At 72.5% G+C, this 24,770-nt stretch carries 10 protein-coding genes; 3 read left to right on the top strand and 7 right to left on the bottom strand.

The annotated features are described in order from the left end of the window. The first annotated feature begins 100 nt into the window (after positions 1 to 100). The 3 genes from AB0J04_RS20055 (at position 101) to katG (ending at position 4,175) form a co-directional block, all read left to right on the top strand. Positions 101 to 1,357: a cysteine desulfurase-like protein gene (locus AB0J04_RS20055; RefSeq protein WP_363169843.1), complete on the top strand. Its 1,257-nt coding sequence runs from the start codon at positions 101 to 103 to the stop codon at positions 1,355 to 1,357. A gap of 80 nt (positions 1,358 to 1,437) precedes the next feature. After that, positions 1,438 to 1,878, top strand: coding sequence for a Fur family transcriptional regulator (locus AB0J04_RS20050; RefSeq protein WP_363169842.1), 441 nt, complete (start codon positions 1,438 to 1,440; stop codon positions 1,876 to 1,878). Positions 1,879 to 1,961: 83 nt separating this feature from the next. After that, on the top strand, positions 1,962 to 4,175 hold the full coding sequence (gene katG / locus AB0J04_RS20045; protein ID WP_363169841.1) for a catalase/peroxidase HPI: 2,214 nt from the start codon (positions 1,962 to 1,964) through the stop codon (positions 4,173 to 4,175). Between the two features lie 90 nt (positions 4,176 to 4,265). Here katG and AB0J04_RS20040 read toward each other — a convergent pair whose 3' ends face one another. From AB0J04_RS20040 to AB0J04_RS20010, 7 genes are all read right to left on the bottom strand, one after another. Then, positions 4,266 to 5,537, bottom strand: a complete 1,272-nt coding sequence (locus AB0J04_RS20040) for a cytochrome P450 (RefSeq protein WP_363169840.1) — start codon at positions 5,535 to 5,537, stop codon at positions 4,266 to 4,268. Between the two features lie 29 nt (positions 5,538 to 5,566). Then, on the bottom strand, positions 5,567 to 6,367 hold the full coding sequence (locus AB0J04_RS20035) for a thioesterase domain-containing protein (RefSeq protein WP_363169839.1): 801 nt from the start codon (positions 6,365 to 6,367) through the stop codon (positions 5,567 to 5,569). A gap of 53 nt (positions 6,368 to 6,420) precedes the next feature. Beyond that, positions 6,421 to 6,597 carry a hypothetical protein gene (locus tag AB0J04_RS20030; protein ID WP_363169838.1) on the bottom strand — a complete coding sequence of 59 codons (177 nt, stop codon included), beginning with the start codon at positions 6,595 to 6,597 and terminating at the stop codon, positions 6,421 to 6,423. Beyond that, entirely contained in the window at positions 6,597 to 7,337 is a 741-nt protein-coding gene (locus tag AB0J04_RS20025) for an SRPBCC domain-containing protein (RefSeq protein ID WP_363169837.1), read from the bottom strand. The genes AB0J04_RS20030 and AB0J04_RS20025 overlap by 1 nt, the downstream gene beginning before the upstream one ends. Positions 7,338 to 7,342: 5 nt before the next feature. Further along, positions 7,343 to 8,611, bottom strand: coding sequence for a cytochrome P450 (locus AB0J04_RS20020; RefSeq protein ID WP_363169836.1), 1,269 nt, complete (start codon positions 8,609 to 8,611; stop codon positions 7,343 to 7,345). Further along, entirely contained in the window at positions 8,608 to 8,823 is a 216-nt protein-coding gene (locus AB0J04_RS20015) for an MbtH family protein (RefSeq protein ID WP_363169835.1), read from the bottom strand. Before AB0J04_RS20015 ends, AB0J04_RS20020 begins: the two co-directional genes overlap by 4 nt. Next, positions 8,820 to 24,770, bottom strand: a 15,951-nt coding sequence (locus AB0J04_RS20010; protein ID WP_363169834.1) for an amino acid adenylation domain-containing protein, incomplete at its 5' end; no start/stop codon positions are given. The genes AB0J04_RS20010 and AB0J04_RS20015, both read right to left, overlap by 4 nt.

Raw genomic sequence — 24,770 nt, 5'->3', positions numbered from 1 at the left:
CACGACGGAGCGTATTCGTCAAGGGTGAGACAGTCAAGGGTCTAACAATTGCTCGCGTGTCCACTGGTGGGCGCCGGCTCCGAGTGCCAGAGTCTGGGCCATGGCCATAGACGTCGCCGCCCTGCGCGCCCGTTTCCCGTCCCTCACACACGGTCTCGCCTTCTTCGACGGGCCGGGCGGGACCCAGACCCCCCTCCCGGTCGCCGAGGCCATGACCCGGACGTTGACCGGCCCCCTGTCCAACCGGGGGCTCGTCAGCGCGTCCGAGCTGAACGCCGAGCGAGCGGTCGGCGACTTCCGCGCCGCCTACGCCGACCTGCTGGGCGTGCCGGCCGGCGCCGTGGTGCACGGACGCAGCGCCACCCAGCTCACCTACGACTTCTCACGGCACCTGGCAAAGGACTGGCGGCCCGGCGACGAGATCGTCCTCAGCCGTCTCGATCACGACGCCAACGTCCGCCCCTGGATCCAGGCGGCCGAGCGCGCCGGGGTCGCCGTCCGCTGGACGGAGATCGACGCCGCGACCGCGGAGCTCGACCTCGACTCCTACGAACGGGCGCTGTCGCCGCGGACCCGGCTGGTCGCGGTGACGGCGGCCTCGAACGTGCTGGGCAGCAAGCCGCCCGTGCGCCGGATCGCCGACCGGGCCCATGAGGTCGGCGCGCTGGTGTACGTGGACGGCGTGCACTACGCGGCGCACCACCTGGTGGACGTGCCCGCGCTGGGGGCCGACCTGTTCGTCTGCTCGCCGTACAAGTTCCTCGGACCGCACTGCGGTGTGCTCGCCGGTTCCCCGGACGTCCTCGAAGCCCTCGCCCCGGACAAGCTGCTGCCCTCCCCGAACACGGTCCCGGAGCGCTTCGAATTCGGGACGCTGCCCTACGAGACCCTGGCGGGCGCCACGGCCGCGGTGGACTTCCTGGCCGCACTGGACGAAACCGAGCCGGGCGCGGGCACGGGCACGGTGGATTCACGGGATTCACGGGGATCACGGGGATCACGGGGATCACGCAGGGAGCGGCTGAAGCGCTCGCTGCACTCCCTGCACGAGCACGAGAACGCGCTGCGCGCCAGGCTGGACGACGGGCTGCGCGCCCTGGGCGACGCCGTCACCGTCCACTCCAGGGCGGCGGACCGCACCCCGACCGTCCTGATGACCCTGGAGGGCCGGGACGCGACCGAGGCACAGGCGCACCTCGCGGCCCGCGGCGTCGTCGCACCCGCGGGGTCCTTCTACGCCCAGGAAGTCTTCACCGCGCTGAAACTCCCCGACCCCGCGCTGCGGGCGGGACTCGCGCCCTACAACGACACCGGGGACGTCGACCGGCTCCTCGACGGACTCGCCTCGTTCCTTTGACAGATCATCGAACGCTGTTTCCCTGACTTGCACTGTTCGTTTTCTTGAAGCGTTCGTGTTTATGAAGTAGGTTCGGCCTCATGACAGCACCCCGTACACCGACCACCGCCGAGGAGCTGCGCGGTGTCGGCCTGCGGGTGACGGCCGCCCGAGTCGCCCTGCTCGAGACAGTCCGGGACGGCGATCACCTCGGTGTCGAGGCGATCGCCACCGGGGTGCGCGACCGCGTGGGCCACATCTCCCTGCAGGCCGTGTACGAGGCCCTCCACGCGCTGGCCACGGCAGGACTCGTGCGCCGCATCGAGCCGCCGGGCAGCCCGGCCCGGTTCGAGGGGCGCGTCGGGGACAACCACCACCATCTCGTGTGCCGGTCGTGCGGGACCGTGGCCGACGTCGACTGCGCCGTGGGCCACGCCCCCTGTCTGACCGCTGCGGACGATCGCGGCTTCTCCATAGACGAGGCCGAGGTCATCTACTGGGGCCTGTGCCCCGCCTGTTCCACCACCGCCGGCAGTACGTGAGGACCCGCAGTACCCGAGGAACCGCAAGTCCCGACACCTGCGGACATGAGCATGTGATCCGACCACCCCAGAAGGATTCCCCCATGACCGAGAACCATGATGCGATCGTGACCGACTCCACGGCGGCGGAGGCAGGCGGCTGCCCGGTCGCGCACGGTCGCGCCGCGCACCCGACCCAGGGCGGCGGCAACCGCCAGTGGTGGCCGGAGCGGCTCAACCTGAAGATCCTTGCCAAGGACCCCGTCGTGGCGAACCCGCTCGGTGCGGAGTTCGACTACGCCGCGGCGTTCGAGGCCCTCGACCTGGCGGCCGTCAAACAGGACATCGCCGAGGTGCTGACCAGCTCTCAGGACTGGTGGCCCGCCGACTTCGGCAACTACGGCCCGCTGATGATCCGCATGGCCTGGCACAGCGCCGGCACCTACCGCATCAGCGACGGCCGCGGCGGCGGCGGCCGCGGACAGCAGCGCTTCGCGCCGCTGAACAGCTGGCCGGACAACGGCAACCTCGACAAGGCCCGCCGTCTGCTGTGGCCGGTCAAGAAGAAGTACGGCCAGTCCATCTCCTGGGCCGACCTCATGATCCTCACGGGCAACGTCGCGCTGGAGACGATGGGCTTCGAGACCTTCGGCTTCGGCGGCGGCCGCGCGGACGTCTGGGAGGCCGACGAGGACGTGTACTGGGGTCCCGAGACCACCTGGCTCGACGACCAGCGCTACACCGGCGACCGTGAGCTGGAGAGCCCGCTCGGCGCGGTCCAGATGGGCCTCATCTACGTCAACCCGGAGGGCCCCAACGGCAACCCGGACCCGCTGGCCGCGGCCCGCGACATCCGCGAGACGTTCCGCCGCATGGCGATGAACGACGAGGAGACCGTCGCCCTCATCGCCGGTGGCCACACCTTCGGCAAGACCCACGGCGCCGGCCCGGCGGACAACGTCGGCGACGACCCCGAGGCCGCCTCCATCGAGCAGCAGGGCCTGGGCTGGAAGTCCACCTACGGCACCGGCAAGGGCGGCGACGCGATCACCAGTGGTCTGGAGGTCACCTGGACCACCAAGCCCACCCGGTGGAGCAACGACTTCTTCGACATCCTCTTCGGCTACGAGTGGGAGCTGACCCAGTCCCCGGCCGGCGCCAACCAGTGGGTGGCCAAGGACGCCGAGGCGATCATCCCCGACGCGCACGACGCGTCGAAGAAGAAGCTCCCGACGATGCTCACCACCGACCTCTCGCTGCGCTTCGACCCGATCTACGGTCCGATCTCCAAGCGCTTCCACGAGAACCCGGCCGAGTTCGCGGACGCCTTCGCCCGCGCCTGGTACAAGCTGACCCACCGTGACCTGGGCCCGAAGTCCCTGTACCTCGGCTCGGAGGTCCCGGCGGAGACCCTGCTGTGGCAGGACCCGCTGCCGCAGGCCGAGGGCGAGGTCATCGACGCCGGTGACATCGCGGCCCTCAAGGCCAAGCTCCTCGGCTCGGGGCTCACCGTCTCGCAGCTGGTGTCCACCGCCTGGGCGTCGGCCTCCAGCCACCGCGGCAGCGACAAGCGCGGCGGCGCCAACGGCGCCCGCGTCCGCCTCGAGCCGCAGCGCGGCTGGGAGGTCAACAACCCGGACGAGCTGGCCCAGGTGCTGCGCGTCCTGGAGGGCGTCCAGCAGGAGTTCAACGTCGGCGCCAAGAAGGTGTCGCTGGCCGACCTGATCGTCCTCGGTGGCGCCGCCGCCGTGGAGAAGGCCGCCAAGGACGCCGGTCACGACGTGGCGGTCCCCTTCACGCCGGGCCGCGTGGACGCCTCGCAGGAGCAGACGGACGTCGAGTCGTTCGCCGCGCTCGAGCCGACCGCCGACGGGTTCCGCAACTACCTCGGCAAGGGCAACCGCCTGCCGGCCGAGTACCTGCTGCTCGACAAGGCGAACCTGCTGACCCTGAGCGCCCCCGAGCTGACGGTCCTCGTCGGCGGTCTGCGCGTGCTGGGCGCCAACCACGGCCAGTCCTCGCACGGCGTCCTCACCGACGCCCCGGGCACGCTGACGAACGACTTCTTCGTCAACCTGCTCGACCTGGGCACGACCTGGTCGTCCACGTCCTCCGACCAGACCACGTTCGAGGGCCGCGACGCCTCCGGCGAGGTCAAGTGGACCGGCACGCGTGCCGACCTGGTCTTCGGCTCGAACTCCGAGCTGCGCGCCATCGCCGAGGTCTACGCGAGCGACGACGCGAAGGCGAAGTTCGTGACCGACTTCGTCGCCGCGTGGGTCAAGGTCTCGAACCTCGACCGGTTCGACCTGGTCTGATCGACCAAGTCCGAACTGAAGTGATCAGGGCGTCCCGCCCGGCCTGTGGCGGCCGGGCGGGACGCCCCGGTGCGTTCGGCACAGCGGTGCTCAGATCTGCACGGGCAGGCGCGGCAGCCGTGGGGGCGTGCCCGGGATGACCGTGCGGCTCATGCTCGCGCCCTCGGCGAGCCGCAGGCCGGGGTGGCGCTCCAACAGGGTGCGCTGGGCGATCTCGCACTGGAGGCGGGAGAGCGCCGCGCCCACGCAGTAGTGGATGCCGTGCCCGAAGCCGATGTGTCCCTCCGTGCCGTCGAACGGGCGGCGGGTGATGTCGAGCCGGTCCGGGTCGGGGTAGCGGCGCGGGTCGCGGTTGGCGGAGACCAGGACGAACTGCACGCAGTCGCCCTTGCGGACGGCCGTGCCGTGGAAGTCGAGGTCCTCGGCGGCGATCCGCATCCGCACCATGATGTCGGGCCCGCACCAGCGGATGAACTCGTTGACGGCCCCCGGCAGCAGCTCCGGGTCGGACTGGAGCAGTTTCAGCTGGTCGGGGTGGGTGAGCAGGGCCGCCAGGCTGTTCACGATCAGCTGCGCGGTGTTGTCGTAGCCGGCTATGACGACGTTGAGGACCATCGCCACGGCCTCCTCCTCCGTCAGCCGGAACCTCTCGTCCTCCCGGGCGGCGGCCAGGGTGCTCAGCAGATCGTCGGAGGGCTCCCGCCGCCGCTCGTCGAGCAGCCGCAGCACGGTCTCGACGACGGCCGGGGACGACTCGCGCAGCCGCTCCGGTTCCATGACGAGGATGTCGTCGCCCCAGCGGCGGAAGACCGCGCGGTCCTCCTCGGGGACGCCCGCCAGCTCGCAGACGACGGTGACCGCGAGGGGGTAGGCGAAACCGTCGACCAGCTCCAGGACGCCGTCGGCGGACCGCTCCCGGAGACCGTCGAGGAGATCGGCGGTGAGCTGTTCGACGCGGGGGCGCAGCGCCTGCATCCGGCGGGCCCCGAAGGCCCGGCTGACGGCCCCGCGCGTCCTGGTGTGGGCCGGCGGGTCGGTGTCCAGGGCCGAGACCAGGAAGTACTTCTGGACCTCCTCCGGCAGGTTCAGCATGTCCACGAGGGCGCGGCGCGGGTCCTCGCCGCTGTGGTCCTCGATCGTGTCGGGGCTGCTGACGAAGCGGCCGTCGCGCAGGCCCTCGCGGACGTCGTCGTAGCGGGTGACCAGCCACACGGGCTGGGTGTCGGTCAGCCAGGCACGCACCACGGGACCCTGTTCCCGGATCCGGCCGTAGCCGCCGGCCGGATCCGCGAGGAGCTCGGGGTCGAGCAGGTACAGCTCGCCGGGCGGCCTGGTGGGGAGGGGGGCGGTCGTGTTCACCATGCGTCGAGTCCGATTCTGTGCAGGCTTGTTCAGCGGATCCGGGTGACGATGTCCGCGACCAGCTCCGCCTCGCGGGGGACGAGGTAGAAGTGGTCGCCGGGGAACGAGCGCAGCGCGAAGCGGCCCGGTTCGGTCAGCTCGGCCCAGGCGCCGACGGACGGCGCCGGGCAACTGGTGTCGTCGCGACCCGTGTAGGCGGTCACGGGGGTGCGCAGGGGCAGCGGGCGGTCCGGGCGGTAGGTCTCGATGAGGCGGTAGTCGGCGCGCAGCGCGGGCAGCAGGAGTTCCCTGAGCTCGGGGATGTCGTAGACCTCCGTCTGGTGGTCGCCGAGTCCCCGGACCGTGGCGAGGAGGGCTTCGTCGTCGCCGTCCCGGACGCCGGGCGGGAGGGCCCGGTGCGGGGCGGCGCGCCCGGAGACCAGCAGCTGCGCCGGGCGCAGTCCGCGGGCCTCCAGCCGCAGCGCGACCTCGTAGGCGACGGCGGAGCCCATGCTGTGGCCGAACAGGGCGAGCGGCAGGTCCGTGTACGGGGCGCGGGTGTCGGTGAGGGCGTCGGTGACGGCGTCGGCCAGTTCGGTCATGTCCTCGATACACCGCTCGGCCAGCCGGTCCTGCCGGCCCGGGTAGCGCACGGCGAGGAGTTCGACGTCGTCGGGCAGATGCGCGGGCCAGCCGTGGAAGAGGTGGGCGGTGCCGCCGGCGTGCGGGAAGCACAGCAGGCGGCGGGCTGCCCGGGGCGCTCGGCACCGGTGCACCCGGAACCACCGGTCCGCCGGTGGCCGTCGGCTCGCGGGAAGCGCGGCGGCGGTCGTGAGCTGGGTCGACGCCATGGTCGGACGATCCTCCTGAAGGGCAGCGATGTGTGTGGGGCGGGACGGCGGAGTCAGCGAAACGCGCCGAACCGGCGGGAGTCGAGCATCGACAGGAAGTACGGGAGCTTGTCCACGGCCCGCTTCGGGACGTGGGCGGTCTGTACGGTGTCCCGCCGCAGATCGGTGACGACGAGCTTGTACACGCCGTCCTCCTCCACGAGTTCGGCCGAGTAGAGCGGGGTCTCCATCAGGGGGCCACCTCCGCCAGCCACATGTCCCACGCGCGCGCGGCGCTCTCGACGTCGACGTCCGGTGTGAACAGGTGGTGGCCCAGCCACACCGGCCAGTTCCAGGCGCTGCCGTCGTAGAAGCGGTACAGGGCGTCGGCGGTGCGCAGCCCGAGGAAGTCGGCGTCCAGGAAGTCGACGACCGCTTCGACAGGCGCTCCGGGACGGTCCGGCAGGGTCGCCTTCACGGTGTCGCCCGGGCCCGCCGCGCCGGACAGCCCGAGCCGGTCGCGGACGGCGACGAGGGACCCGGGGACCGCCGGGTCGGGGCGGGTGGCCCTGACGTAGGCGGCGCTGCGTCCGCAGAAGTGCCGCAGGTACTCGGCGAGGCTGTGCCGATAGAAGTCGATGTGCTTCTCGGCGGCGTCGGCACGGGTGTCCCAGCCGTCGTCGACCGTGCCGGTGTGCACCCAGTGGATGCCCATCGACAGCCCGGCGGCTCCGTCGCCGTGCGCCTCCACGGCGTAGTCGAGGGTGTTGCTGAAACCGTCCTGGTCGGCGGTCCGGCAGGCGAACCTGCGGGGCGGCTCCCACTCGACGACGGTGGCCTGCCCCCGCGACACCGCACCGCCGACCCGCGGCTCGATGTCCATCGGGTACAGCCAGCCGAGGTTGCCCTCGCCGGTGGCGACCGCGTTCCACACCTGCTCGGGTGTCGCGGGCAGCACCTGCTCGCGGCGCACCCTGAACTCGCGGGCCATACGGGTCACTTCCTCTCCAGGACGGTGGTGTAGGTGACCGGAAGCGCCGTGAGACGGCGTTGCAGCGGGTTGGGACGCCACCGCAGTTCCTCCGGTGCGACGGCGAGGCGCAGATCGGGCAGTCGGCGCACCAGCGTGCCGATGGCCAGCTCGGCCTCCAGCCGGGCCAGGGGCGCGCCCAGGCAGAAGTGCGGCCCGTGCCCGAAGCCGAGGTGGCGGTGGGCGGGCCGGCTCAGGTCGAGCCGGTCGGGGTCCTCGTGCCGGTCGGGATCGCGGCCCGCCGAGGCGAGCAGCAGAAAGACGAGGTCGCCGGCGGGCAGGGTGCACCCGGCCAGGGGCACGTCCTCGGCGGCGACCCGCACGATGGCCTGGCTGGGAGTGTCGTAGCGGACGATCTCGTCGACGGCCGTCCGGATCAGGGCCGGTTCGGCGCGCAGCCGGGCCAGCTGGTCCGGGTGGCGCAGCAGCGCGAGGACGCCGTTGCCGATGAGGTTCGTCGTGGTCTCGTCGCCCGCGGTGATGAGCAGGAAGCACGTCGACAGCAGCTCGTGGTCGGTGAGCCGGTCGCCGCGCGCCTGGGCCGTGACCAGCGCGCTGATCAGATCGTCGCCGGGGTCGGCGCGCCGCTCCTGGGCGAGCCGGCTCAGGTACGCCTCGAACTCGTCGACGACCCGCTCGGCGCGGTCGATGTCCTCGTGGATCCGGCCGAGCCCGCGGAACCATTCCTTGACGCGGCCGCGGTCGCCGTCGGGGATGCCGAACAGCTCGCACACGACGGTGTGCGGCAGCGGCGAGGCGACGGCGGCGAGCAGATCGACGGACCCGTCGGCGTCGGTACCCGCCGGGTCGACGGCGTCGACGGCGTCGTCGACGAGCCGGTCCACGACCTCCTGGACCCTGCCCCGCAGTTGCTCGACCCGGCGCGCGGTGAACGCCTTGTTGACGAGGCTCCGCAGCCGCGCGTGGTCCGGCGGGTCGGTGTTGCTCATGACCCGTCCGAGCCGCGCGGCGAGCCGGCTCAGGTCGCGCATCCGGCCGTCCCGGGCGACCAGCGCGCCGGTCATGCGCTCACGGTCGTTCGACAACCGCAGGTCGCCGAGGGCCTGTTCGACGTCCGCGTGCCGGGTGACGTACCAGACGCCCTGCGGCGCGCGGTACACCGGACACTCGGCGCGCATCCGGGCGTAGGTCGGGTAGGGGTCGCGGCGGAACGCGTCGGACTGCATGACCGCCGCGAAGTCCCCCACGTCGGCGGTGACGGCGACGCCGCTCACGACGTGGCGTCCATCGCCTCGACGAGGCTCTTGGGGCGCATGTCGGTCCAGGTCTTCTCCACGTACTCCAGACATGCCTCGCGGGAGTCCTCGGGGTGGGCGACGCTCCAGCCGTCGGGGATGTCGGCGAAGGCGGGCCACAGCGAGTACTGCGCCTCGTCGTTGACGAGCACGAGGTAGGTGGCGTCCTGGTCCTCGAAGGGGTTGTTCACGACGGCTTCTCCTGGTTCGGGTTCGGGTTCGGGTTCGGGTTGTGGACGGTGGAGCCGTTCGGGCTCGGCAGGCGCCGCTGGACCTCGGCGATCCGGGCGGCGAGCAGCGGGCCGAGCTGCGCGAGGGAGCCCGGCCGGGTCATACGGTCGTGGCGTGCGGTGATGTCGTACGAGTCGATGCCGCCGGTGACGTAGGGACGCCAGACGTCGGCGCCCGGGGAGTCCTCGGCGCGGTCGATGGTGGAGTTGAACAGGAGCATGTCGCCGTGGAACACGGCGGGCCGGAAGGAGAGGGCCAGACTCGCGTTGTTGATCATGATGGCGACGACGGCCTCGACATGCCGTTCCGTCAGCCCGGCCAGGGCGCTGCCGCGGCGGCGCAGGATCTCGACGACCTCCTGGTGGGTCAGCGGGTCCTCGCCCACCTCGTCCGGGTCGCAGTCGAGCATGCCGACCAGGACGTCCCGCTCGCCGGGCACGGGCGTCTCGTCGAAGGCGAGGTCGACGACCGGGTAGGCGTCCAGGACGGCGAGGAGGGCGGTGCGCTGCCCCTGCCCCTGGAGTTCCGTGGCGACGGCGTGCGCGATGAGCCCGCCCGCCGACCAGCCGAGGAGCAGATACGGGCCCTCCGGCTGGATCTTGCGGATCTGCCGGACGTAGTCGGCGGCCATCTCCTCGTAGGAGGTCGGGCGGGGTTCGTCGCGGCCGAGGCTGCGGGCCTGGATCGCGTACACGGGGTGTTCGGGGGCGAGATGGCTGAGCAGCCCGCTGTAGCACCAGCTGATGCCGCCGCCCGGGTGGACGCAGAACAGCGGGGTGGCCGAGCCCTCGGGCCGCAGGGGCAGCACGACCTCCAGGGAGTCGTCGGTGTCGCGCAGCGCGAGACGTCCGGCGAGTCCGGCGACGGTCGGGGTCTGGAACAGGGTACGCAGTCCGACCTCGGCGCCCAGCGTGTCGCGGACCCGGGCGACGAGACGGGCGGCGAGCAGGGAGTGCCCGCCCAGGTCGAAGAAGCCGTCGTCGATGCCGACCCGGTCCCGGCCGAGCACCTCGGCGAACAGATCGCACAGCACCTGCTCGTGCGGGGTCCGTGGACCCCGCCCGGCGCCGTCGTCACCGGGACCGTACTCGGGGGCGGGCAGCGCGGCCCGGTCGAGCTTGCCGTTCGCGGTCAGCGGGAGTGCGTCGAGCGTGACGAAGGCGGCAGGGACGAGAGGAGCGGGCAGTTCACGACGGAGCCGGTCGGCGACGGCGTGCGCATCGAAGTAACCGGTTCCGCCGCCGCTTTCAGAGCGGGAACCGCTTCCAGAAACGACGTACGCGACGAGTCGCCGGTCGCCGGGACGGTCCTCGCGGGCGACGACCGCTGCCTGGGCGACTCCGGGGCAGCGGGCGAGCGCGGCCTCGATCTCGCCGGGTTCGACGCGGAAACCCCGTAGCTTGACCTGGTCGTCGGCGCGGCCCGCGAACTCCAGCGTGCCGTCGTCGAGCCACCGGGCCAGGTCGCCGGAGCGGTACATACGGGCGCCGGGCGGGCCGAAGGGATCGGCGGTGAAGCGTTCCGCGGTGGCGGCGGGGCGGCCCGCGTAGCCGCGGGCGACGCCCGTCCCGGCGATGTACAGCTCGCCCGTCACCCCGGCCGGGGCGGGCCGCAGCCGGTCGTCGAGGACGTACAGCCGCATGCCGGCCATGGGGCGGCCGAGGGGCACCGAGCGCCTGGTGTCGGGCGGGGCGTCCATCGGGTGGTGGGCGGCGAAGGCAGTGGTCTCCGTCGGGCCGTAGCCGTTGACGACCCGGACGCCCGGGCAGGCCTGAAGCACCCGCGCGACCGCCGTCGCGGACACGACGTCGCCGCCGGTCCACACTTCACGCACCCCGGCGAGCCCGGCGGGTTCCGCATCGGCCACGACCCGGAACAGACCGGCCGTCAGCCACAGCCCCGTGACCCGGTGTTCGGCGAGTGTCGTGCACAACTCCCGTACGTCGAGGCGGCCCTGCGGGGCGACGACGATCCGGCCGCCGCCCAGCAGCGGCACCCACAGCTCGTAGGTGGACGCGTCGAACGCGGTCGGCGCGTGCAGCAGCACCCGCTCGTGGCTGCCCCAGCACGGTGCGGCCGCGAGCCCCGCCACATCGGCGTGGGTGACGGCGATGCCCTTGGGCCGGCCGGTGGAGCCGGAGGTGTACATCACGTACGCCAACTGGGCTGGACGGCAGGCGACTTGAGGCGCGTCGGTGCGGGATTCGGTGGCCAGGAGCGCGGTGAGCACGTCCTCGGTGAGGACGAGGGCGGCAGCGGTCTCACGGACGACGAGGTCGATCCGGGCGGGCGGGAAACCGGGATCCAGCGGCACATATCCGCCGCCTGCCTTGACGATGCCCAGGATCGCCACGACCAGGTCGGCCGAGCGTTCCATGAGCACCGCCACCGGCGTCTCGGCCTCCACGCCCTGAGCTGCGAGTGCGTGGGCGAGGCGGTTGGCGCGGGCGTCGAGATCGGCGTAGGTGAGCAGGTCGTCGCCGCTCACCACGGCCACCGCGTCGGGCGTGGCGCGCACCCGTTCGGCGAACAGCTCCGGCAGGGAGCGGGCGGCCGGCAGGACGAAGCCGGTGTCGTTGTGCCGCACCAGGAGGCGATGGCGTTCCTCCGGCGACAGCAGGTCGATGCCGCCGATGGGCTCTGCGGGACGGGCCACGACCGCCTCCAGCAGCCGGGTCCAGCGGGCGACGAGCGTGGCCACGGTGGAGGCGTCGAACAGGTCGGTGGCGTACTCGACGGCGCCGACGAGTCCCAGCGGGGTGCCGTCGTCGGCGTACCGCTCGGCGAGGCTGAGGGTGAGATCGCAGCGGGCGGCGCCGGTCGGCACGCCCACCGGCTCGGTCGTCAGCCCGGGCAGGCCGAAACCGTCTTCCGAAGCGCCTCCCGAACTGCTGCCGAGGCCGCCGCCGGGGGCGTTCTGGAGCGCCAACATCACCTGGAACAGGGGGTGATGGGAGAGCGTGCGGGCCGGGTTGAGGATCTCGACGAGGTGCTCGAAGGGAACGTCCTGGTGGGCGTAGGCCGCCAGCGCCGTCTCCCGCACCCGCAGCAGGAGCTCGGTGAAGCTCGGGTCGCCGGAGGTGTCCGTGCGCAGCACGAGGGTGTTGACGAAGAACCCGACGAGTTCGTCCAGCGCCTGGTCGGTACGCCCGGCCACCGGGCTGCCGACGGGAATGTCGTCGCCGGCGCCGAGGCGGCTCAGCAGCGCGGCGAGACCGGCCTGCAGCGCCATGAACACGCTGGCGCCCTGCTCGGCCGCGAAGTCCCGCAAGGAACGGTGGAGTCGCGCGTCGACGCGAATCGGCAGCGTGTCACCGCGCTGCGCCGCGACGGCGGGCCGAGGCCGGTCGAAGGGCAGCGGGATCTGAACGGGCAACTCGGCCAACGCCCCGACCCAGTAGGCGAGTTGGGCAGCGAGTCGACTGTCCGTGTCGGACGCCTCGCCGAGCGACTCCCGCTGCCACAAGGTGTAGTCGGCGTACTGCACCGGCAGCGCGGCCCAGTCGGGCGTCCGGTCCTCGCGGCGTGCCGCGTAGGCGGTCGCCAGGTCCCGCGCGAGCGGGCCCATCGACCAGCCGTCCCCCGCGATGTGGTGGACGGCGACCAGCAGCACGTGCTCGTCGGGCGCGAGGGCGAACAGCTCGGCGCGCAGGGGAGGTTCGGCGGCGAGGTCGAACCCGCGCCGTGCGGCTCGGGCGAGCAGCTCCGGCAGCCCCGCCTCGTCGGCGTCGGTGACCGGCAGCTCCGGGCGGACGTCCAGGACGAGCTGGTGCGCAGCCCCGTCGGCCTCCGGGAACACCGTCCGCAGACTCTCGTGCCGGCCGACCACATCGCCGAGGGCCAGCCGCAACGCCGTCCGGTCGAGGGGACCGGTCAGCCGCAGCGCCAGCGGCAGGACGTACGTGGCGGCGCTCGGTCCCTCCATCCGGTGCAGGAACCACAGCCGACGCTGGGCGTACGACAGCGGCACCCGCTCCGGGCGCACCGCACGGGCCGTGAGCGGGGCCCGGGCCTCCCCGGCGGTGTCGAGCCGCACGGCGAGCAGCGCCGGCGTCGGCGCCTCGAACAGGGCGCGGACGTCGAGTTCGACGCCGAGCGCGGCCCGCACCCGGGAGACCAGCCGGGTGCCGAGCAGCGAGTGTCCGCCCAGGTCGAAGAAGCTGTCGTCGACACCGACCCGGCCGACTCCGAGAACCTCGGCGAACAGGTGGGTGAGCAGTTCCTCCTGCGGGGTGCGCGGCTCCCGGCTCCCCCGGCTCCGCGGCGCGGCCGGGTCGGGCAGGGCGGCCCGGTCGAGTTTTCCGCTGCCGGTGAGCGGCAGTTCGTCGAGCACGACGAACACGGACGGCACCAGGTGCTCGGGCAGCCGTACGCGCACGAAGTCACGCAGGTCCTGGACGAGGGACGCCCCGGGAGTGCGGCCGGCAGCCGGCGTGTTGGTGAGCGCCGCCCCGGCCGGGCGGGCCGGCCGGTACGCATCGACCGGAGCGGTCGGATCGTCCGCCCGGTCCGGGTCCACGAGGACGACGTCGAGGGAGTCGGGGGACTCGGGCGCCCAGGTGAGGTGCGCCCGGCGACCCGTGGCGGCGGCGAGCGCGTGCCAGACCTCGGGGTCGACTCCGGGCGTGGGGTCGGTGTGGTCCCCGTGCGCCGCCCGGTCCGCCGCGACCTCCTCGCCGACCCGGGCGTTGGGCACGCCCGTGATCCACAGGAGCGGGGGGTCGTCCGCGATGACGAGGTCGCGGACGTCGTCCGCCGTGGACACGCCACGGCCCCAGGCGACCTCCGTGAAACCGTTCCACTTCCCGGCGGGCCGGGTGTGCAGGGTGACGTCGTAGCGGTGACGGGTGAGTTCGTTGTGGTGCCGACCGCGCTTGACCTCGACGGCGACCGCGGCGACGGAGTCGATCCGGCCGCACAGCGCGGCGAAGAAGTCGGGATCGACGAGGAGTTCCTCTTCGGCGCGCAGCGCCCGCTCCACGGCCCGGCGGACCCCCGAGGGGCCGGGGTCGGCCGCCCGGTGCGCATGGACTGCGGTGGCCAGGGCCCGCTGCGTGCGCAGGTTCCGCACGTCGCCGACGAACAGGGCCCCGCCGGGCGCGAGGAGCGAGGTCAGCTTCCGGACGACGTCGAGCAGGTACTCGACGCCGGGGAAGTACTGGACGACGGAGTTGAGGACGATGGTGTCGAACCCGCCGGGCAGTGCGCCGATGTCGTGCGCGGGCTGTGTGCGCAGCACGACCCGCTCCGCCAACGCCGGGTCCCGGCCCACGTGTTCACCGAGCGCGTCGACGGCCGTGGCGGAGAAGTCCGTGGCCCAGTATGCCTCGCAGTCCGGGGCGAGCCGGGCCAGCAGCAGGCCCGTGCCCACACCGACCTCCAGGATCCGGCGGGGCTTCAGCTTCCGGATGCGGTCCACGGTGGCGTCCCGCCACTCGCGCATCTCCGCCTCGGGGATGGGCCGTCCGTCATAACTGCTGTTCCAGCCCGTGAAGTTGTCACCGAGGCCGCTCTGCGCAGCCCTGAGCGGGAGAGCGTCGTAGATCTCCCGCCAGCCGTCGATGTGGTCCTGCTCCCGACCGTGGTCACGTTCCGGTCCTGTCGTAGGAGCTGCGGAGGCCGGAGCAGGAACGGCGGCACTGACGCCAGCGGGGGCGGCAGTGGGGGCGGCGGGCACGACGTAGCCGACCAGTCGCTCGTCACAAACGGTTACGACGGCACGTCCGACAGCCGGATGAGCAGTGAGCACGGACTCGATCTCGCCGGGTTCGATTCGGAAACCGCGCAGCTTGACCTGCTCATCGGCCCGCCCGACGAACTCCAGCTCGCCGTCCGCACGCCACCGCACCACATCACCCGTGCGATACATGCGCGTGCCGGGCGCGCCGAAGGGATCGGCGAGGAAACGGGAAGCCGTCAGCCCCGGTCGGCGCAGATAGCCCCGGGCCAGACCGGCACCGGCCACGTACAACTCACCGGGAACGCCGGGCGGAACAGGCTGCAACCCCGAATCGAGCACGTACACCCGGGCGTTGGCGATCGCCCGCCCGATCGGCGGCACCCCGCCCGACGGCGACAGCGGCGCACTCATCGTCGCGCACACCGTCGTCTCCGTCGGACCGTACGCATTGATCATCCGTCGCCCGCCGGCCCACCGCGCCACCAGCTCCGGCGCGCACGCCTCACCCGCGACCGCCAACGTCGACACCGACAACTCCTCGACCGCCGCCAGCACCGACGGCGGCAACGTCACATGCGTGATGTCGGCGGTCAGGCCCGACAAGGGATCGTGCGGCGGGGCGAGCACGAGCGTCGCCCCGGTCAACAGGGCCGTGTACAGCTCGGACACGGAGGCGTCGAAGCTGGGCGAGGCGAACTGGAGCACCCTGCTCCTCGCGTCGATGGCGAACCTCTCGACCTGCGCGGCCACGAGATGCGCGATGCCGGCGTGGCTGACGACGACGCCCTTGGGAAGACCGGTCGAACCGGACGTGTAGATGACGTAGGCGGGATGCCGAACGTCCACAGGGATCCCCGGATCGGTCTCCGGGCAGTCGGCGGCGAAGCCCAAGTCATCGACGACCAAGGCCGGTTGAGCGTCGTCGAGCATGAACCGGCGGCGGGTGGCCGGGTACTCGGGGTCGACGGGCAGGTAAGCGGCGCCCGCCTTCATCGTCCCCAGGATCGCCACGACCAGATCCACGGAGCGCGGCAGCACGAGAGCGACGACGTCCTGCGCACCCACACCCCGCCCGACGAGAGCCTGCGCGAACTGATTGGCGCGCGCGTCGAGTTCGGCGTAGGTCAGCTCGACGTCCCCCGCCGCGAGGGCCACCGCGTCGGGCGTGGTGCGCGCCTGCCGTGCGAAGGCGGTCGGCAGCGGGGCGGGGTCGACGGGTACGGCGGTGTCGTTGGCGTCCTGGAGCAGTCGTCGGCGTTCGTCGGCAAAGAGGAGGTCGATGCGGCCCACGGGGCGGGCGGGGTCGGCGACGACGGCGTGCAGCAGCCCGGTCCAGCGGTCGACGAGGTCCGCGACCGTGGCCCGGTCGTACAGGTCGGTGGCGTACTCGACGGCGCCCGCGACGCCCGCCGGGGAGCCGTCGCCGTCGTGCCTCTCGTACAGGTTGAAGCCGAGGTCGAACTTGGCGGTGCCGGTGGGCACGGTCACCGGGGCGACCCGCAGACCGGGCAGGTCGAACTCGCCCATCGGCGCGTTCTGGAGCGCGAACATCACCTGGAACAGGGGATGTCGGGAAAGGGAGCGGGCCGGGTTGAGCTCCTCCACGAGGTTCTCGAACGGCAGGTCCTGGTGGGCGTAGGCGCCCAGGGCGTCCTCCCGGACACGGCGGACCAGCTCCTCGAACGAGGGGTCCTGGGAGGTGTCGGTACGCAGGACGAGCGAGTTGACGAAGAACCCGACGACGTCGTCCAGCGCCTCGTCGGTGCGGCCGGCGATGGGGCTGCCGACGGCGATGTCGGTGCCCGCGCCGAGGCGGGTGAAGAGCGCGGCGAGGGCCGCCCTCAGCACCATGAACAGGCTCGCACCCGAGCGACGCGCGAGCCGGGCCAGTCCGGCGTGCAGCTCGGCGTCCAGCTCGACCGGCAGGTGCTCGCCCCGACAGGAGGCGACCGCCGGGCGGGGCCGGTCGGCGGGTAGCTGGAGCTGCTCCGGGAGGTCGGCCAACCGCTCTTTCCAGTAAGCGAGTTGGGATGCGAAGACACTGTCGGGGGCGAGCGGGTCGCCGAGCAGCTCGCGTTGCCACAGGGTGTAGTCGGCGTACTGGGCGGGCAGCGGCGCCCACTCGGGCTTGTGCCCCGCGCTCCGGGCCGCGTACGCCTGGGCGAGGTCGCGGGAGAGCGGTCCGGTGGACCATCCGTCGCCGGCGATGTGATGCATGACGAGCAGCAGGACGTGCTCGTCGCCTCCCGGCAGCGCGAACAGGTGGGCCTGCAACGGGACTTCGGCGGCCAGGTCGAAGGGATGCCGGGCGGCTTCGGCGAGCGCCTCCGTCAGCCGGGACTCGTCCGTGGGCGTCACGCGCAGCCGCGGGCGGGCGGCGTCGGGGTCCAGCACCTTCTGGTACGGGGTGCCGTGGGCCTCGGGGAAGACGGTCCGCAGGGCCTCGTGCCGGGCGACGACGTCTGCGAGCGCCTCGGTCAGCGCCCGCTCGTCGATCCGGCCGGACAGCCGCAGGCCGAGGGGGATGTTGTAGCCGGCTCCGGCGCCCTCCATCTGCTGGAGGAACCACAGCCGGCGCTGCGCGAACGACAGGGGTGTGCGCTCGGGCCGGTCTCCGGGTGACAGCGTGGGCCTGGCCCGGCCCGCGACGTCGAGCGCCGCGGCCAGCCCGGACACGGTCGGCTTCTCGAACAGGGTGCGCAGGGCGAGTTCGGTGCCCAGCACGGCCCGCACGCGCGAGACGAGCCGGGTGGCGAGCAGGGAGTGCCCGCCCAGGTCGAAGAAACTGTCGTCGAGGCCGACGCGTTCGACGCCCAGCAACTCGCCGAACAGCCCGGCCAGCAGCTGCTCCCTCGGGGTGCGCGGCGCCCGCCCGGGTGCCTCGGACACGAACTCCGGCGTGGGCAGGGCCGCCCTGTCGAGCTTGCCGTTGGGGGTCAGCGGCAGGGCGTCCAGCAGGACGACCGCACTCGGGACCAGGTGCTCGGGCAGCCGGTCGCGCAGGAAGGCGAGGAGTACGCCCGGCTGCGGGACGGCCCCGCGCTCGGGCACGACATACCCGACCAGCCGCTCGTCACACACGGTCACGACGCAGTGCGCCACGGCCGGGTGCGCGGCGAGCACGATCTCGATCTCGCCGGGTTCGATGCGGAAACCGCGTAGCTTGACCTGCTCATCGGCCCGCTCCACGAACTCCAGCTCACCGTCCGCGCGACGACGCACCACATCGCCCGTGCGATACATGCGGCTGCCGGACACGCCGAAGGGGTCGGCGAGAAAACGGCCGGCCGTCATGCCCGGTTGCCGCAGATAGCCCCGGGCCAGACCGGCACCGGCCACATACAGCTCACCCGGCACACCGGACGGGACGGGCTGCAGGGCCGAGTCGAGGACGTACACGCGGGCGTCGGCGATCGCCCGCCCGATCGGCGGCACCCCGCCCGACGGCGACAGGGGCGCGCTCATCGTCGCGCACACGGTCGTCTCCGTCGGGCCGTAGGCGTTGATCATCCGCCGTCCGGCGGCCCACCGCGCCACCAGCTCGGGCGCACACGCCTCCCCCGCCACGACCAGGGTCGACACCGACAGCTCCTCGACCGCCGCCAACGCCGACGGCGGCAACGTCACATGCGTGATGTCGGCGGTCAGGCCCGACAGCGGTGCATCGGTCGGGGCGAGGACCAGGCAGGCCCCGGTGAGCAGTGCGGCGCACATGTCCCAGAAGGAGGCGTCGAAGCTCGGCGAGCTGAGCTGGAGGACACGACCAAAGTCGTCGAGACGGAGCCGCTCCACCTGAGCCGCGACCAGGCCGGGCACTCCACCGTGCGTGACGACGACGCCCTTGGGACGACCGGTCGAACCGGACGTGTAGATGACGTAGGCGGGATGCCGTACGTCCACGGGAACGCCGGGATCGGACTCCGGGCAGTCGGCGACGAAGCCCAAGTCGTCGACGACCAACGCCGGTCGAGCGTCCTCAAGCATGTGCGCGATGCGCGCCTCGGGGTACTCGGGGTCGACGGGCAGGTATGCCGCGCCCGCCTTCATCGTCCCCAGAACGGCCACGACCAGATCCACCGAACGCGGCAGCACGAGAGCGACGACGTCCTCCGCACCCACACCCCGCCCGACGAGAGCCTGCGCGAACTGATTGGCCCGTGCGTCGAGTTCGGCGTACGTCAGCCGCTGATGCCGGCCATCGGAACCGTCGTCGCCCTGTGCCCCGGCGGATGCGACCGCGAGTGCGTCCGGCCGACGGGCAGCCTGCGCACGGAACAGTTCGGGGAACGTGGCTTTCGGTACCTCGGTGGCGTGGTGGTCGCCGTGCACAAGGGCGTGCCGTTCGTCGGCATCGAGGACGTCGAGGCGGCCGATCGGACGGTCCGGTGCGGCGACGGCGGCGGTCAGGAGCCGCACCCACCGCTCGAAGAGGGTACGGACGCTGTCCTCGTCGAAGAGGTCGGCGCTGTACTCGACGAGGGCGTCCAGCCCGTCGGGGGCGCCGTCCCGGCGTCGGCGTTCGGTGAGGGCGAAGGCCAGGTCGAGCCGGGCGGTGCCGGTGCGCAGGGGCTGGGGCGAGGTCTCCAGGCCGTCGAGGAGGAATTCGCCGTCGGGGACGTTCTGGACGGCCAGCAGCGTCTGGAACAGCGGGTGGTGGGAGAGGGAGCGTGCCGGGTTCAGTGCCTCGACCAGGTGCTCGAAGGGAACGTCCTGGTGGGCGTAGGCAGCGAGAGCGTTTTCCCGTACGCGACCGAGGAGTTCGGTGAAACTCGGATCGCCGGACGTGTCCGTGCGCAGCACCAGCGTGTTGACGAAGAACCCGACGAGATCGTCCAGGGACTCGTCGGTGCGGCCGGCGAAGGGACTGCCGACGGGAATGTCGGTGCCGGCGCCGAGACGGGTGCAGAGGGCGGCGAGACCTGCCTGGAGCACCATGAACAGGCTGGCGCCGTTGCGGCGGGCGAGGGCGGCCAGCGCTCCGTGCAGTTCGGCGTCGATGCCGGTGGCGAGCAGGCCGCCGCGATGGGTGGCCTCTGCGGGGCGCGGCCGGTCGGCGGGGATCCGGAGGCGGTCGGGCAGGCCGGTGAGTGTGTCGGTCCAGTAGGCGAGTTGGCGTGCGTAGGTGCTCTCCGTGTCCGACTCGTCGCCCAGCAGCTCGCGCTGCCAGAGCGTGTAGTCCGCGTACTGCACCGGCAGCGGCGCCCAGTCGGGCTCGTGCCCGGCGCGGCGGGCCGCGTAGGCGGTCGCCAGGTCCCTCGACAGCGGGCGCAGGGACCAGCCGTCGGCGGCGATGTGGTGCAGGGCGAGGAGGAGGACGTGCTCGGCTTCCGGTCCCGTCGGCCCCTGCGCCTCGCCGAGTACGAACAGGTCGGCGCGCAGGGGCAGTTCGGTGGCCAGGTCGAAGTCGCGTTGGGCGGCGGCGGTCAACTGCCCGGGCAGGTCGGCCTCGTTCGACGGGGTGACCGTGAGCGGGATCTGCACGTCGGCCGCGGGCAGGATCCGCTGGTGCGGTACGCCGTCGGTGTGCGGGAACACCGTGCGGAGGGTCTCGTGCCGGCCCACGACGTCCGCGAGCGCCGCGCTGAGCGCGGTCCGGTCGAGCGGGCCGCGCAGCCGCAGCGCCAGCGGCATGTGATACGTGGCGCCCGCGCCTTCCAGCCGGTGCAGGAACCACAGGCGGCGCTGCGCGAACGACAGGGGCAGCGGCAGCCGCCCTGTCCGTGTGCCCGGGATCAGGGCCGGGCGGGCCTCGGCCGCCCCGTCGAGGCGGGCGGCGAGACCGGCCGGCGTCGGGGCCTCGAAGAGGTGGCGCAGAGGCAGTTCGACGCCGAGGGCGGCGCGGACGCGGGACACGAGGCGGGTCGCGAGCAGGGAGTGGCCGCCGAGGTCGAAGAAGTCGTCGTCGAGGCCGCTGCGTTCGAGCCCCAGCACCTCGGCGAACAGGTCGCAGAGGATCTGCTCCTGGGGAGTGCCCGGTGCGCGGCTCCCCCGCGCGTCCGGGGCAGGGTCGGGCAGGGCGGCACGGTCGAGCTTGCCGTTGGGGGTGAGCGGGAGGGCCTCCAGGGTGACCGTGCGTGACGGGATCATGTAGTCGGGGAGGCGGTCGCGCAGGTGGTCCCGGAGTGCTACGGGTACGACACTCGCCCCGGCGGCCGGGACCACGTAGGCGACGAGCCGGTCGTCGCGGGATACGACGACGGCCTGCGCGACCGTCGGGTGACCGGTGAGCGCGGCCTCGACCTCGCCCGGTTCGACGCGGAAACCGCGTACCTTCACCTGGTGGTCGGCGCGGCCGAGGAACTCCAGCTCGCCGTCCCCGCGCCACCGTGCGAGGTCACCGGTGCGGTACATGCGGGCGCCGGACGGCCCGTAGGGGTCGGCGACGAAGCGCTCGGCCGTCGGGGCGGACCGGTTCAGATACCCGCGGGCGAGGCAGGCCCCCGCCAGGTACAGCTCGCCGGGCACACCGGGCGGTACGGGGCGCAGCGCCGCGTCGAGGACGTACGCGCGGGTGTGGTCGACGGGCCGGCCGACGGGCACCGGCAACGGGCAGTCGTCGAGGTCGGCGGGGAGCGTGTAAGCGGTGACGACGTGCGTTTCCGCGGGGCCGTAGTGGTTGTACAGACGCCGGTCCGGGCGACGGGCGTGGAACCGGCGCAGCGCGTCGCCGAGCCGCATCGCCTCGCCGGCCTGGGCGATCGTCCGTAGCCACGGCAGGTCCCGGCCGTGTTCCTCGGCCGCCTGCGCGACCGCCTCCAACACCAGGGTCGGCGCGAACAGCTCCTCGACGCGGTGCGCCTCCAGCCAGGCGGTGAGCAGCTCGCCGCTGCGCCGCTGCTCCTCGGTGGGGATCACGAGCGTCTTGCCGTACAGCAGCGCGGAAAGGGTTTCCTGCACCGATACGTCGAAGCTCACCGCGGTGAATTGCGCGGTACGCGTGCCGGGGCCGCCGCCGACACTGGCGTGATGCCAGCGCAGGAGGTTGACGAGCGCGGCCGAGGGCATGACGACGGCCTTGGGCCGACCGGTGGAGCCGGAGGTGTAGATGACGTAGGCGGGATGACGCCCGTCGATCGCTGCCTCGGGGTCGGTCTCGAGGTGGGCGTCGAGGCCGGAAGCGGAGGGGGAAGCGGTTTCGAGGTCGGCGTCGAGCAGGGCGAGGTCGTCGAGCACCAGGGCCGGACGGGCGTCCTCCAGCATGAACGCTCGGCGGGCGGCCGGATACTCGGGGTCGATGGGCAGATAGGCGGCGCCGGTCTTGAGGACCGCCAGGATCGCGACGACCAGCTCGGCCGAGCGGGGCAGCGCGATCGCGACGACCGACTCGGGGCCGATCCCCCGGCCGACGAGCGCGTGCGCGAGCCGGTTGGCCCGGACGTCGAGCTCGCCGTACGTCAGGACCGTGTCCTGGAAAACGACCGCGGGCACGTCCGGAGTGGCCCGCACCTGGGCCCGCAGCAGCTCGGGAAGGCCGACGTCGGCCGACGTCGGCCCGGCCGCCGTCGCGAGGAGCCGGTCCCGTTCGCCGTCGAGGAGGACGGCGAGGCGGCCGATCGGCCGGTCGGGGTGGGCGACCGCCTCGCGCAGCAGGAGCGTCCAGCGGGCGAGCAGCAGCTCGACGGTGGTGTCGTCGAACAGGTCGGTGGCGTACTCGATGTAACCGTGGACGCCCCCCGTTTCGCCGGTTCCGCCCTCCCTCAGGTGGAACGACAGGTCGAACATCGCCGTGGCGTGGTGCACCGGCAGGATCTCGGCGTGCACGCCCGGCAGATCGAAGTCGCCACGCGGAACGTTCTGCAGCGCGAGCAGGACCTGGAACAGCGGCTGGCGGGACAGCGACCGGGCCGGGTTCAGCGCCTCCACCAGGTGCTCGAACGGCAGCTCCTGGTGGGCGTAGGCCCCGAGGGCGGACTCCCGTACGCGACCGAGGAGTTCGCTGAAACTCGGGTCGCCGGACGTGTCCGTCCGCAGCACGAGCGTGTTGACGAAGAAGCCGACCAGATCGTCCAGGGACTCGTCGGTGCGGCCGGCGATGAGGCTGCCGACGGGGATGTCGTCCCCTGCGCCCAGCTTCTTGAGCAGGGCGGCGAGTCCGGCCTGGAGCACCATGAACAGGCTCGCGCCGTGCTGCCGGGCCAGACCGAGCAGAGCGGTGTGCAGCTCGGCGTCGAGGGCCACGGGCAGCCGGCGGCCGTGGAAGGACGGCGTCGCCGGACGGGGTCGGTCGGCAGGCAGCTGGATCTGCTCCGGGAGCCCTTCCAGCGTGCTCGTCCAATGGGCGGCCTGACGGACGAACAGGCTGTCGGGGTCGTCGGGTCCGCCGAGCAGTTCACGCTGCCATAGCGTGTAGTCGGCGTACTGCACCGGCAGCGGCGCCCAGTCGGGCTCCTGTCCGGCGCGGCGGGCCGCGTAGGCGGTCGCCAGGTCCCTCGACAGCGGCCCGAGCGACCAGCCGTCGCCCGCGATGTGGTGCACGACGACGAGGAGTACGTGCCGGTCGACTCCGGTGCCGAACAGCTCGGCGCGCAGCGGCGTTTCGGCGGCGAGGTCGAAGGGGCGGCGCACTGCACGGTCGAGCAGGCGGGCCAGTTCGGTCCCGTCGCTCACATGGCTCTCGTCGACCGGGTCGCTCTTGTCTCTCTTATCGCTCTTGCCACCCTTGCCGCTCTTGCCGCTCTTGTGGATTTCGGTGAGGGACAGGGTGGGGCGAGCCTGGTCGGGGTCCAGGACGAGCTGGTGGGGCGCTCCGTCCCCGGACTGCGGGTAGAGGGTGCGCAGGACCTCGTGCCGGGCCACGACGTCGGCGAGCGCCTCGATGAGCGCGGCACGGTCGAGAGGGCCGTCCAGTCGCCAGGCGAGCGGGATGTTGTAGGCCGCGCTGCTCCCGTCCAGTTGATGCAGGAACCAGAGGCGGCGTTGCGCGTGCGACAGCGGCAACCGCTCCGGCCTCCTGACCTGCACCAGCGCGGGCCGCGCCGCCCCGGCAGCGCTCAGCCCTTCCGCCAGCCCTGCCACGGTCGGCGTCTCGAAGAGCGCGCGCAGTTCGAGTTCGGCCCCGAGAGCCGCACGGACCCGAGCGACGAGACGCGTGGCGAGCAGGGAGTGACCGCCCAGCCCGAAGAAGTCGTCGTCCACGCCGACGCGCTCGACACCGAGCACTTCCGCGAACAGCTCGGCGAGCACCTGCTCCTGCGGGGTACGCGGCGCCCGTCCGGCCGCGGTCGGCGTGAACTCCGGTTCGGGGAGGGCCTTCCGGTCCAGTTTGCCGTTGGCGGTCAACGGCAGCGCTTCCAACGTGACGAACGCCGCCGGAACCATGTACTCCGGCAACCGCTCACGCAGATGCCCCCGAAGGACATCCGCGCGGACCTCCCCGTCCTCGTCCGGGACCACATAGGCGACGAGACGTGTGTCGTCGGTCCGGTCCTGTCGGGCGACGACGGCGACGTCACCGACCTCGGGATGAGCCGCCAACGCGGCCTCGATCTCCCCGAGTTCGATCCGGAACCCGCGCACCTTGACCTGATCGTCGGCGCGGCCGGCGTACTCCAGCACGCTGTCGGCCTGCCCGGCACGCCATCGCACCAGATCGCCGGTCCGGTACATGCGGGAGCCGGGCGGGCCGTAGGGATCGGCGACGAAACGGGAGGCCGACAGCGCCGGACGGTTCAGGTATCCCCGGGCGAGACCGGGCCCGGAGACGTACAACTCCCCTGCCACACCTGCCGGTACGGGACGCAGCCATCGGTCGAGCACATACGTCCGCAGATCCGGAATCCGCGTACCGATCACGCTGGAGGGATCACCGGCGGACCCTGAGTCCAGGGCGGTGTGGGTGACGTGCACGGTCGTCTCGGTGATCCCGTACATGTTCACCAGAACGGGAGCGTCGTCCGCGTGCCGCGCATACCAGTCCGCCAGCCGGGCCGGCTCCAGCGCCTCACCACCGAACACCACAGTCCGCAAAGCGAGTTCGACACCCGGCGACGGCTCCTCCCGATCCGCCTGCATCAACTGGTAAAAGGCCGACGGCGTCTGGTTCAGAACCGTCACCCGCTCCGCCGCCAACAACCGCAAAAACGCCTCAGGCGACCGCGACGTCTCGAACGGCACCACCACCAAACGCCCGCCGTGCAACAGCGGACCCCACAACTCCCACACCGAGAAATCAAACGCATACGAATGAAACAACGTCCACACATCGTCCGGACCGAACCCGAACCACTC

This window comes from Streptomyces sp. NPDC050263 (assembly GCF_040655955.1).
GTDB lineage: Bacteria > Actinomycetota > Actinomycetes > Streptomycetales > Streptomycetaceae > Streptomyces.
The sequence above is the reverse complement of the archived record's forward strand: the minus strand, read 5'-3'. Positions and strand labels throughout refer to the sequence as shown.

Bases quoted from the DNA above. Each gene is read 5' to 3' on its own strand.
- AB0J04_RS20055 (WP_363169843.1), top strand. From the start codon at position 101: ATGGCCATAGACGTCGCCGCCCTGCGCGCCCGTTTCCCGTCCCTCACA.
- AB0J04_RS20035 (WP_363169839.1), bottom strand. From the start codon at position 6,367: ATGGCGTCGACCCAGCTCACGACCGCCGCCGCGCTTCCCGCGAGCCGA.
- katG (WP_363169841.1), top strand. From the start codon at position 1,962: ATGACCGAGAACCATGATGCGATCGTGACCGACTCCACGGCGGCGGAG.
- AB0J04_RS20050 (WP_363169842.1), top strand. From the start codon at position 1,438: ATGACAGCACCCCGTACACCGACCACCGCCGAGGAGCTGCGCGGTGTC.
- AB0J04_RS20025 (WP_363169837.1), bottom strand. From the start codon at position 7,337: ATGGCCCGCGAGTTCAGGGTGCGCCGCGAGCAGGTGCTGCCCGCGACA.
- AB0J04_RS20030 (WP_363169838.1), bottom strand. From the start codon at position 6,597: ATGGAGACCCCGCTCTACTCGGCCGAACTCGTGGAGGAGGACGGCGTG.
- AB0J04_RS20040 (WP_363169840.1), bottom strand. From the start codon at position 5,537: ATGGTGAACACGACCGCCCCCCTCCCCACCAGGCCGCCCGGCGAGCTG.